Annotated in this window: 9 protein-coding genes and 1 pseudogene; 2 read left to right on the top strand and 8 right to left on the bottom strand. The window is 67.0% G+C overall.

Annotation, left to right across the window (positions count from 1 at the left end; translation table 11 throughout):
• The 8 genes and pseudogenes from Q331_RS0113120 to Q331_RS0113090 all read right to left on the bottom strand — a co-directional run.
• Positions 1-255: DUF4372 domain-containing protein (locus tag Q331_RS0113120; RefSeq protein ID WP_156953347.1), on the bottom strand; the 255-nt coding region annotated here is incomplete at its 3' end.
• A gap of 218 nt (positions 256-473) precedes the next feature.
• On the bottom strand, positions 474-2,303 hold the full coding sequence (gene recJ / locus Q331_RS21535; protein WP_051631134.1) for a single-stranded-DNA-specific exonuclease RecJ: 1,830 nt from the start codon (positions 2,301-2,303) through the stop codon (positions 474-476).
• A 109-nt stretch (positions 2,304-2,412) separates the two neighbouring features.
• Positions 2,413-2,607: a ribosomal protein L7/L12 gene (locus Q331_RS24175; protein ID WP_281173907.1), complete on the bottom strand. Its 195-nt coding sequence runs from the start codon at positions 2,605-2,607 to the stop codon at positions 2,413-2,415.
• A gap of 39 nt (positions 2,608-2,646) precedes the next feature.
• Positions 2,647-3,384: pseudogene (locus Q331_RS21530) on the bottom strand (carbonic anhydrase); the annotation flags it as partial.
• Positions 3,385-3,463: 79 nt separating this feature from the next.
• A complete protein-coding gene (gene glpX, locus Q331_RS0113105) occupies positions 3,464-4,453 on the bottom strand; it encodes a class II fructose-bisphosphatase (RefSeq protein ID WP_026381061.1) in 990 nt (329 codons plus the stop codon).
• A gap of 56 nt (positions 4,454-4,509) precedes the next feature.
• Positions 4,510-5,826, bottom strand: coding sequence for a homoserine dehydrogenase (locus Q331_RS0113100; protein ID WP_026381060.1), 1,317 nt, complete (start codon positions 5,824-5,826; stop codon positions 4,510-4,512).
• Positions 5,827-5,856: 30 nt separating this feature from the next.
• Positions 5,857-7,074: an LL-diaminopimelate aminotransferase gene (locus tag Q331_RS0113095; protein ID WP_026381059.1), complete on the bottom strand. Its 1,218-nt coding sequence runs from the start codon at positions 7,072-7,074 to the stop codon at positions 5,857-5,859.
• Positions 7,075-7,140: 66 nt separating this feature from the next.
• A complete protein-coding gene (locus Q331_RS0113090) occupies positions 7,141-7,623 on the bottom strand; it encodes a hypothetical protein (protein WP_034492097.1) in 483 nt (160 codons plus the stop codon).
• A 140-nt stretch (positions 7,624-7,763) separates the two neighbouring features.
• Here Q331_RS0113090 and phaC point away from each other — a divergent pair, with 140 nt between their 5' ends.
• Positions 7,764-9,671 carry a class I poly(R)-hydroxyalkanoic acid synthase gene (phaC, locus tag Q331_RS0113085; protein ID WP_084175043.1) on the top strand — a complete coding sequence of 636 codons (1,908 nt, stop codon included), beginning with the start codon at positions 7,764-7,766 and terminating at the stop codon, positions 9,669-9,671.
• A gap of 130 nt (positions 9,672-9,801) precedes the next feature.
• Positions 9,802-10,926 carry a hypothetical protein gene (locus Q331_RS0113080; RefSeq protein ID WP_034492096.1) on the top strand — a complete coding sequence of 375 codons (1,125 nt, stop codon included), beginning with the start codon at positions 9,802-9,804 and terminating at the stop codon, positions 10,924-10,926.
• Positions 10,927-10,933: the final 7 nt, after the last annotated feature.

Here is a 10,933-nt window from a genome sequence, read left to right as displayed (position 1 = left end):
ATCGGCGAGCGTGGAGCGCGAAGCCGGGCTGGCTCCGACATGGTAGAGCCGGGCCGCATGGCTCTCAAGGCCGCCGACGATCTCGCGCAGGCTCTGAGCCCCCGACAATTGCCCATAGAGCAAGGCCACGAACTGGCTCTTGGTCGACAGCCGACGCACATGCTTGTCCGCATGGTGCTTGTCCACAAGCCGTTCGAACACGCCCCAGGGAACATGCTTCAAGACGTCGTGGAAAACGCTATTGTGGTGCCGCACGGTGTTGCTCCCTCGTGTCCGGAAGACGCGCCAAACGTCTGAACACGAGTAGAATCAACACCGTGCGCTCAGTCCACAAAATTAAACCGGACAGCCGTGGGCTCGACCCGGCCATCCGTGCCTGGGCTCGTCGGCGCGCACAGAGCATCGGCCCTCGCCGGACGGCCTTGCGGCCGCCTTCCGACGGCGGGTGAACGAGGCGGGACATGCGCGCAGGTTCACGCGGGCGCGGCGTCGATAAGGCGGAGCTCCACCTTCTCCTGCCCGCCCCAGCGGTTGAGGCTGAGACTGCCGGCGACATGCAGCCGCTCGCCACGCGCCGTGAGGAGCGCCTCGCCGAGCGGCGTTTGCGCGACCCGGAAGGCGATGGCCTTCAGCCTGCCGCCCGCGGCCGATTGCAGATCGAGTTTCACATGGCCGGAGCCGACGACATCGGCATAGGCGATACGGTGGCCGGGCAGCGCCACGATAGGCGCGGGATGCCCGGCGCCATAAGGTCCACATCTTTCCAGTTCGGCAAAAAGCTCCCGGCTCGCCCCCTCGGCGCTGATGACGGCGTCGAGCTTCAGGTAATCCTCCTTGAGCGCCGTCTCCACGGCGCCCGTCAACCGGGCTTCCAGGAAGGCGGCGAAGTCGCCGAGCCGCTGCCGCGCGACGGTGACGCCGGCTGCCATTTCGTGCCCGCCCCCCTTCATGAGGATGCCTTCGGCGACCGCCGCCCGCACGGCCGCGCCGAGATCGACCCCGGCAAGGGACCGCCCCGAGCCGGTTCCCGCCCCGCCGGGCCCGTCGAAGGTGACGGCGAAGGCCGGCCGGCCGAAACGCTCCTTGAGCCGTGCCGCCACCAGGCCGACGACGCCCGGATGCCACGTCTCGCCGGCCGCCACGATCACCGCCGGCGCCTCGCCCTTCTTGGCGATTGCCGCCTCGGTCTCCGCCGTCGCATCCGCGACCGCCTCTGCCTCGATCGCCTGCCGCTCGGCATTGAGGCGCTCCAGGGTGGCGGCGATGCGCTCCGCCTCCGCCCGGTCGTGGCTCGTCAACAGGCGCGCGCCGAGGCCCGCTTCGCCGATGCGCCCACCGGCATTGATGCGCGGGCCGAGCAGAAAGCCGCAATGGCCCGCCTCCACCGGCCCGGTGAGCCGGGCGGCTGCCGCGAGCGCGAGGAGGCCGGGCCTGCCGCCGTGGCGCAGCGTCACCAGCCCCTTGGCGACGAAAGCGCGGTTGAGGCCCGTCAGCGGAACCACGTCGCAGATCGTGCCGAGGGCGACGAGATCGAGCGAGCGCAGAAGATCCGGCGCCTTTCGCCCGTCGCCGCGACGGCGCAGTTCGCGCAACAGCGCCACGGCGGTCATGAAGACGAGCCCGACCGCCGCCAGATGCGACAGGCCCGAAACGTCGTCCTGCCGGTTCGGATTGACGATGGCGGCTGCCGGCGGCAGCTCGGCGCCCATCTGATGGTGGTCGATGACGAGCGTTTCCGCCCCGCGCTCTCTCGCCCGCTGAAGCGCCTCGAAGCTGGTGGCGCCACAATCGACCGTGACGATCAGTGTCGCACCCGCGTCGAGGAGCCGGTCGATGGCTTGACGATTCGGCCCGTAGCCCTCGATGAGGCGGTCGGGAATGTAGATCTCCGGCGCAAGACCGAGGGCGCCGAGCGTTTCGGCAAGGAGCGCCGCCGAGGTGGCGCCGTCGACGTCGTAATCGCCGAAGATCGCCACCTTCTCGCCGCGCTGGACGGCGTCGGCGAGCCGCGCCGCCGCCGCATCCATATCGCGCAGCGTCGAAGGGTCGGGCATGTCGCTCTTCAGCGACGGCGCCAGAAAGGCGGCGGTGCGCTCTTCCACAATGCCGCGCCCGGCAAGCACGCGCGCGATCGGACCCGAAAGGCCATGCGCCTGCATGATCGCCAGCGCGGCCGCCTCGCCGGAAGCGTCAAGGCGCATGCGCCAGGGCCGGCCCTTCAGCGACTTCGAGACGTCGAGGACGAAGCCCGGCCCGCCCTCTGGCCTCGCAGATCCGGCATCTGATTCGGCGCGTGCCCACATGGCGCCGATTATGCGCCTGGCGCCCCGCCGCGTCGACCGAGGCCGGGCGCAGGCGCCATGCGCCTCACAAGCTTTGCCATCGAGCCGGCGCTCTTCGGCGCGGCGCCGCCTATTTCAGCTCCACCGTGGCGCCGAAACCCTCGAGCCTTGCCTTGATCGCCTCCGCCTCGTCGCGAGGAAGCTCTCCCTTCAAAAGACGCGGCGCGGCATCAATCAGTGCCGTGCTCTTCCTGACACTGTGCCCAGTAAGGGAGCGCACCTCGCGGATGAGGTCGAAGCGCCGCCCGCCGGCATCCGTCAGCACCACATCCACGATCTGCGGCGTGGCCGGCACGGCGGGCCCCAAGATGAAGCGGCGATTGGAAGGCTGCGCCGGCCGGGCATTGGCCGGGTAGAGATCGCTGAAGCGCGCGATGTCGCCCGCCGCGACCGCCACCGGCTCGGCGGCCAGCATCCAGGTCACGGTCTCGCTGCAGGGCGGCGTCGTCAGCGAGCCGGCATAGGTCCAATAGTCGAGCTCGGCCGGCACCAGAGCTTTCGGGTCGAAGGCTTCGATCGTCGCCTCTTCTCCGGGCTTCTGCGGGAAAGCCGCCGCAAGCTCGGAGAAGGCCGCGTTCTCGCCGCCGGGCACGAGGAACACCCCGAGCACGCCGAGTTCGCCGCTTGCGGCATCGCGATGGACGAAGTGGGCTTCCATCGGGAAGGCCTTGCCGGCGACCAGATGTTCGCTCGGTGCGTGAAAATGCACCTGCAGGAGCTCGTAGCTCGCATCGCCGCGGCGAAGCTGGCTGCCACCCGGCACGTTCACCTGGATCGTATGGCCGTTGTTGACGATGCTGCCAGCACCGGGCTTCCAGGCGAGCGAAATCTCCGGCAGTTCGGCCTCGATCGTTCCGGCGATGTCGACCGGCGATTGCTGCGTGCCGGCTCCGCAGGCTTGATAAGCCTCGCCGAGGGCGGCCCAATGCTCTGGGCCTTGCGCCCCCTCATACCCCCAATGCGTATCTTCCGCTGCAAAAGCGGTGGCAATGCTCAGCGCCAGCGCGCCGAGCGTCGTTGCTGTAAGACCTGACCGTCCCATTTACACCCCCGTATTCAGCTCTGTTGCGTTGCCAGAACCTTCCCGCCGGGGCCGTGCCTGAATCGACTGGACCGACGCCTCAGTCGATGAACTCGAACTTGTCCTTGACGATATGCCTAGCCTGGACCCAGCGCTGGGTCCCAGTATAGGAGCGCGTGACGATGGTGTGAGTGGTAGCAATGCCGCGCCTGAAGCTGACGCCGTGCAAGAGATTGCCGTCCGTCACGCCCGTGGCGGAGAACAGCACGTCGCCGGAGGCCATATCCTCGGCCGAATAGATCCGCCGGGGATCGCCGATGCCCATCCGTTCCGCGCGCTGGCGCTTCTCCTGCGTATCGAGGATGAGGCGACCGATCATCTGACCGCCCATGCAGCGCAGCGCCGCGGCGGCGAGAACGCCTTCCGGAGCCCCGCCGGTGCCGATGTAGAAGTCGATTCCCGTTTGCTCGGGCTCGGTGGTATGGATGACGCCGGCCACATCCCCGTCGCCGATGAGCCGTATGGCCGCGCCCGTGGCGCGCACTTCCTCAATCAGCTTCTGGTGGCGCGGCCGGTCCAGGATGCAGGCTGTCACATCGCGCGCGCGCACTTCCTTTTCCTTAGCAATGCGGCCGACGATCTCCGCCGGCGGCATATCCAGCTCGATGAAGCCTTCCGGAAAGCCGGGACCGATCGCCAGTTTCTCCATATAGACGTCAGGCGCGTTGAGAAGCCCGCCGCGCCGGGTGATGGCAATCACCGCCAGCGAGTTCGGCAGGTTCTTGGCGCAGATCGTCGTCCCCTCCAGCGGGTCGAGAGCGATATCGACTTCGGTGCCTTTTCCGGTACCGACCTCCTCGCCGATATAGAGCATCGGCGCCTCGTCGCGCTCGCCCTCGCCAATGACGATGCGGCCCGCAATGTCGAGACGGTTGAGCTCGGTGCGCATGGCGTCGACCGCCGCCTGGTCGGCCGCCTTCTCGTCGCCCCGCCCGCGCATCATTGCCGCTGCCACGGCGGCGCGCTCGGTGACGCGCACCAGCTCCAGCGTCAGAACGCGCTCCATCGCGATGCCTTGTTTATCGGCCATATGCCCCTCCTCCCCCGGCGCCGCTCGACGCCAGGCCTCTTTCTCTATCCTGGACGTTAAAGCGCTTCGATGCGGATCATCTGCGGTTGGCCGACAATATCGCCCTCCGCCTCGATACGGCGCAATGCGTCACGTACCGCCTGTTCCGTGGTGTCGTGGGTGATGATGGTGACCGCCCGCAGCTCTTCCGACCGACGCCGCGGCGCAGCCCCCGCCGGCCGATTCCGCTGCACGATGGAATCGAGCGAAATGCTCTGATCGGCCATGGCCCGCGCGATCGCGGCAAAGGCGCCAACCCGGTCCGGCACCGTCAGACGCAGATAGTAGCCGCCGGAATGGGCGCGCATGCGCGCCCGCTGATAGGGCCTGAGATTCGCCACCGGCTTGCCGAGCGGCGGCGCGCGGAAGCCGCGGGCGCAATCGACGATATCGCTGACGACCGCCGAGGCCGTCGCATCGCCGCCCGCCCCCGGGCCGGAAAGCACCACCGAGCCGACGAAATCGCCCTCCACCGCCACCGCATTGGTAACGCCGGCGATGCGGGCGACATTGGAATCCTTCGGCAGCATCGTCGGATGTACGCGCTGCTCGATGCCCGTTTCGGTCTCCTGCGCCACCCCCAAAAGCTTGATGCGGTAGCCGAGCTCGTCGGCCGCGGCGATATCCTCCGGCGCAATGGAGGAAATGCCCTCCACGAAGATCGATTCCTTGTCGATGGTGACGCCGAAGGCGAGCGCCGTCAGCACGGCGAGCTTATGGGCGGTATCGAGCCCTTCCACGTCGAAGGTCGGATCGGCCTCCGCATAGCCGAGCGCCTGTGCCTCCGCGAGGCATTCCTCAAAGGTCAGCCCCTCGCTCTCCATGCGCGTGAGGATGTAGTTGCAGGTGCCGTTGAGGATGCCGAAGAGCTTGGTGACGCGGTTGCCGGCGAGCGCCTCGCGCAGGGATTTCACGATCGGGATGCCGCCGCCGACCGCCGCCTCGAAGGAGAGCATCGCCCCGTTCGCCTCCGCTGCCGCGGCGAGCTCCACGCCATGCGCGGCCAGCAGCGCCTTGTTGGCCGTCACCAGCGACTTGCCGGCCGCAAGCGCCGCCATCGCCGAGCTGCGCGCAACGCCGTCCTCGCCGCCGATCAGCTCCACGACGCAATCGACATTCGCGGAGCGGGCGAGCGCCTCCGCATCGGAGAACCATTCCAGATCGTCAAGCGCGACGCCCCGGTCCTTGGTTTGGTCGCGGGCGGAGACGGCGACGAGCCTCAGCGGCCTGCCGGCGCGCTCCGTCAGGGCCTCCTCATGCTCGCGCAGGAGCCTGATAACGGATGTGCCGACCGTGCCCAGCCCGGCCAGCCCGAGCCTGAGTGGCTGATCCATGGATGCCTTCCGGGGATAGCGTGATGCTTGTCAGGCTTTCGCCTTGAGCGGGACGACGTTGTGCAACGTTTCCTCCGCCGAGGCAAGGAAGCGGCGCAGGTTGCGCGCCGCCTGGCGTATGCGCTGCTCGTTCTCCACCAGCGCGATGCGCACATGGCCCTCGCCATGCTCGCCGAAGCCGATACCCGGCGAGACGGCGATATCCGCCTTCTCGATGAGGAGCTTGGAAAAAGCGAGCGAGCCGACGTCCCGGAACGGCTCCGGCACCGGCGCCCAGGCGAACATGGAAGCCTGCGGCGGCGGCACGTCCCAGCCTGCGCGCGCGAAGGATTCCACTAGGCAGTCGCGGCGGCTGCGATAGATCTGCCGCATCTGCTCGATCGGCTCCTCCGGCCCGTTGAGCGCGGCGGCGGCCGCCACCTGGATGGGCGTGAAGGCGCCATAATCGAGATAGGATTTCACCCGCGTCAGCGCGGCGATCAGTCGCTCGTTGCCGACCGCAAATCCCATGCGCCAGCCGGGCATGGAAAAGGTCTTGGAGAGCGAGGTGAACTCCACCGTGACGTCCATCGCGCCCGGCACTTGCAGGACGGAGGGTGGTGGCGGGTCGTCGAAATAGAGCTCCGAATAGGCGAGATCGGAAAGCACGAAGATGTCGTTTCTTCGCGCGAAGGCCACCACGTCGCGATAGAATTCAAGGTCGGCCACATGCGCGGTCGGATTGGACGGATAGCACAGGATGACGGCGATCGGCTTGGGGATGGAATGGTGCACCGCCCGCTCCAGGGCGTGGAAGAACGCCTCGTCCGGCTCCACCGGCACGTGCCGGATGGCCCCGCCCGCCATCAGGAAACCGAAGGCGTGGATCGGATAGCTCGGATTGGGCACCAACACCACGTCGCCTGGCGCGGTGATCGCCTGGGCCATATTGGCGAAGCCCTCCTTGGAGCCGAGCGTGGCGACTACATGCCGATCCGGATCGAGCTTCACCCCGAAGCGGCGCCCGTAATAGGCCGCCTGGGCGCGCCTTAGGCCGGCGATGCCCTTGGAGGCGGAATAGCGGTTGGTTCTGGGCTTCTTCACCGTCTCGATGAGCTTGTCGATGATGAAGTCCGGCGTCGGCAATTCCGGATTGCCCATGCCCAGATCGATGATGTCGGCGCCCTCCGCACGCGCGGCGGCCTTCAATCGGTTGACTTCCTCGAAGACGTAGGGCGGCAGCCGCTTGATCTTGTGGAACTCGTTCATGGCCTTTGTCTCTCCGCATCGCGGGATGGGTCGCGCGCTTGTGCTCGCGACCGCGCCGTTTGGCAATTATCGCACGCCTGAGCTGTTCTGACGAATGCTCTCGCTCACCTGCTGGCGCTGCTCGGCAACGAGGCGCCGCAGCTCCACCTCGCGCGCCTGAAGCTCCGCCAGCTCCTCGCCCTGTGCCTGCTGGCGCGCCTCCGCGATGGATCGCAGCTCCGCCTCAATCGCCGCGGCCGTGGCCGGCGACTTGGCGAGGAGGTTTTCCGGCGTGCCCGACCCGAAGACATGGGGAAACGTGCCCTCCGATTCGGTCTGCGCCGCCGATTTGGCGCGAATCTCCTCGATCGCACCCTGGCGCGCCGCGCTTCGCTCCGGAGCGGCCGCCTGCTCCTCCGGCTCCGGCGTCGTCTCCATAGGGTTGAACGGATCGGTCAGACTGGCGCAGGAAGCAAGCCAGAACGCGGCCACCGCCGAGACGGCAACGACGCTCAAGGCCCGGCGCGGGCTTGGCGGCAAAACGGTGAAACGGCGAGCGTAGAGATCCAAGCGCAAATCCTCATCGGCCGGCAATCGAAGCCCCGGCGAGCCCGTGCTATAAGACGCCCTGTGCTATAGGACGCAACGGCGCGACCGTGCCAGATGGCGAAAGCCGGGAACAGCATCTTAAGTCCAGTAATTGTGTCAGCATGGCGGAACAGAAAAATCGGTCCAGAGGCGCCTCGCCCAAAGCCAAGGGCGACCAGCCGCAGCCACGGCGGGACAATTCGCGGGCCAAGCACGACAAACAGCCGGCGGACGAGCAGGCGCGCCTTCCGGCCGGCCTGCCCTACGTCGCCTCCGATCCGGAAGCCTTCGCCCGCAACATGGCGCGCGCTTTCGAGGCCGGCGGCAAGGCGCTGGCCGCCTATCTGCGCCCGCGCGAGGAAGGCGGCGCCGATACCGACATGCTCGCCGAGCAAGCCGCCGAGGTCATGAAGACCATCGGCCAGGTCAGCGAATACTGGATGGCCGACCCGGCCCGCTCACTGGAGGCGCAAACCCGGCTTTGGGGCCAGTATCTCGGCATCTGGAACAACGCCCTTCGCCGCAGCGTCGGTGACGGCGCGGAGCCGGCGCCCCCTTCCGACAAGCGCTTTGCCGACCCCGAATGGTCGCAGAACCCGATGTTCGACGCCCTGCGCCAGCTCTACCTCGCCACCTCGCGCTGGGCCGAAGAGCTCGTCAGCGAAAGCGAGGGCATCGACGAGCACACCAAGGCCAAGGCGCGCTTCTACGTTCAGCAGATCGCCAACGCCCTCTCCCCGGCGAATTTCGTCGCCACCAATCCGGCGGTGTTGCGCGCGACCGCGGAAAGCAACGCGGAGAATCTGGCGCGCGGCATGCATATGCTGGCGCAGGACATGGCGGCGGGCCGCGGCACGCTGCGCATCCGCCAGACGCGCGACGCCTTCAAGGTGGGGGAGAACCTGGCGACCACGCCGGGAAAGGTGATCGCCCAGAACGACATCTGCCAGATCATCCAATATGAGGCGACGACGGCGAAGGTGCTGAAGCGCCCGCTCCTCATCGTCCCCCCCTGGATCAACAAATACTATGTTCTCGACCTCAACGAGGAGAAGAGCTTCATCCGCTGGGCCGTCGGCCAGGGCCACACCGTCTTCGTCGTCTCCTGGGTCAATCCGGACGAGCGGCACGCCGCCATGAGCTTTGCCGAATACATGAAGGACGGCATCTTTTTCGCGCTGGAGGTGGTCCGCAAGGCGACCGGCGAGAGCGAGGTGAACGCCGTCGGCTATTGCGTCGGTGGCACGCTCCTGTCCATCGCCCTCGCCTATCTGGCGCAGACCCGCAAGAAATGTCCGATCGCCAGCGCCACCCTGTTCACCGCGCAGGTCGACTTCACCTATGCCGGCGACCTCAAGGTCTTCGCCGACGAGGAGCAGATTGAGACGCTGGAGGAGGACATGGCGCGGCGCGGCTATCTGGAAGGCTCCAAGATGGCGACCGCCTTCAATCTGTTGCGCTCCAACGATCTCATCTGGCCCTACGTCGTCAACAATTACCTCGCCGGCAAGGAGCCCTTGCCCTTCGACCTTCTGTACTGGAACTCCGATGCCACCCGGCTGCCGGCGGCCAACCATTCCTTCTATCTTCGCAACTGCTATCTGGAGAACAATCTGAGCACCGGGCGGCTGAAGATCGCCGGCCGCAAGATCGATCTCGGCAAGGTGCTGGTGCCGGTCTACAACCTGGCCACCAAGGAGGACCATATCGCGCCGGCCAAGTCTGTGTTCCACGGCTGCCATTGCTTCGGCGGGCCCGTTCGCTTCGTGCTCGCCGGCTCCGGCCACATCGCCGGTGTCGTCAACCCGCCGACGCGCAAGAAATACCAGTATTGGACCGGCCCCGACGCCAGGGGCACACTGGAGAACTGGCTTGGCGAGGCTCAGGAGCATCCGGGCTCCTGGTGGCCCGACTGGCAAAGCTGGATTACCACCCTCGACGACAAGCGCGTACTGCGGCGTGAGGTCGGCGGCGGCCGGCTGCATGCCCTTGAGGATGCGCCCGGCTCCTATGTGCGCATGAAAGCCTGACATGAAACCCATTGGCGCCGCTCTGGCTCCTTCTCCGGCTGGCAAGGCGGTGTGTCTTATGTCACTTGCCCATCACCATCCTCGCGCCATCATGGCGCGGCTCTATTCCCCCATCCCCCGAAGGAAGAACATGCAAGCAAATCGACTTCTTCTCGCGCCGGCCCTGCTGGTCGGATTTTTCGGCCATGCCGGCGGGGCTCTGGCGCAGGATGCCGCATCCGTGGCCGATGCCTTCGCGGCCGCCATGTCGCGCGGCGGCGAGGTGCAGGTGAGCGTCGGCTCCTCTTCCGGCGGCGGCGGCTCCGTCACGCTTTCCGACGTCACCTTCGCGCCGCAGGACGGCGAGACGCGCACGCAATTCACCGAGGTGGCGCTGACCGGGCTCGCCGAAGCGGGCGAGGCTTTCACCGCCGAGGAGATCGTCCTCAGCGACGGCACGATGTCCGGCGAGACGAGCGGCGAGATCGGCGAGGTGGTGATCGCCGAGGCGAGCTTTCCCAGACAGGGCACCGCCGAGGGCGACGAGCTGCGGGTCAGCTATCGCCGCATCAGCGGCAGCGACATATCGCTGACGCCGCAGGAACGCAGCGAGCCGATGATCATCCCCATCTTCGCTATGGATGTCGACAACATCGTCGACGGCGTACCGCAACACAGCAAGGGCTCGGCCGAGGGCGTCGTCATTCCGCTCAGCTATTTTCCCGCTGGCGAGGAGATCACCCCCGCCGCGCTCGGCTATGACGAGATGGTCTTCAATGTCGCTTGGGAAGGAAGCCGCGATCCGCAGACGCAGGACCTTTCGCTGAGCGAAGTCTCTCTCACCTTGCGCGATGGCGGCACCCTCGCCGTCAAGGGTCAGCTCAATGTCGGCGGCTCCGACGAGGCGGCCGGAGACCCCTTCGGCGGCATCGGCGCCATGAGCGTCTCCAGCTTCACCCTCACCTATGAGGATGCCTCGCTCGCCGGCCGCGTGCTGGAGCATTACGCCAAGGCCCAGAATATGTCGCGTGAGGAATACGCCAATCAGCTTTCGGCCGCCCTGCCCTTCATGCTGAGCTTCCTGCAGAACCCGGAATTCCAGTCGGAAGCTGCTGCGGCCATCGGGGCCTTCCTTACCGATCCGAAAAGCCTGACCATCTCCGTGGAACCGTCCGATCCGGTCTCCGGCGCGCAGATCCTTCAGCTGATCGGCACCGCGCCACAGACCATCCCGGACATCCTCAACGCCAGCGTCAAGGCGAACGGCGCTCAATAGGCGCTGT

This window comes from Afifella pfennigii DSM 17143, from assembly GCF_000688515.1.
Classification (GTDB): Bacteria; Pseudomonadota; Alphaproteobacteria; order Rhizobiales; family Afifellaceae; genus Afifella; species Afifella pfennigii.
The sequence above is the reverse complement of the archived record's forward strand: the minus strand, read 5'-3'. Positions and strand labels throughout refer to the sequence as shown.

What these genes read in the sequence shown, in the direction of transcription:
- glpX (WP_026381061.1), bottom strand. Translation starts at nt 4,453, where the DNA reads ATGGCCGATAAACAAGGCATCGCGATGGAGCGCGTTCTGACGCTGGAG.
- recJ (WP_051631134.1), bottom strand. Translation starts at nt 2,303, where the DNA reads ATGTGGGCACGCGCCGAATCAGATGCCGGATCTGCGAGGCCAGAGGGC.
- Q331_RS0113095 (WP_026381059.1), bottom strand. Translation starts at nt 7,074, where the DNA reads ATGAACGAGTTCCACAAGATCAAGCGGCTGCCGCCCTACGTCTTCGAG.
- Q331_RS0113080 (WP_034492096.1), top strand. Translation starts at nt 9,802, where the DNA reads ATGCAAGCAAATCGACTTCTTCTCGCGCCGGCCCTGCTGGTCGGATTT.
- phaC (WP_084175043.1), top strand. Translation starts at nt 7,764, where the DNA reads ATGGCGGAACAGAAAAATCGGTCCAGAGGCGCCTCGCCCAAAGCCAAG.
- Q331_RS0113100 (WP_026381060.1), bottom strand. Translation starts at nt 5,826, where the DNA reads ATGGATCAGCCACTCAGGCTCGGGCTGGCCGGGCTGGGCACGGTCGGC.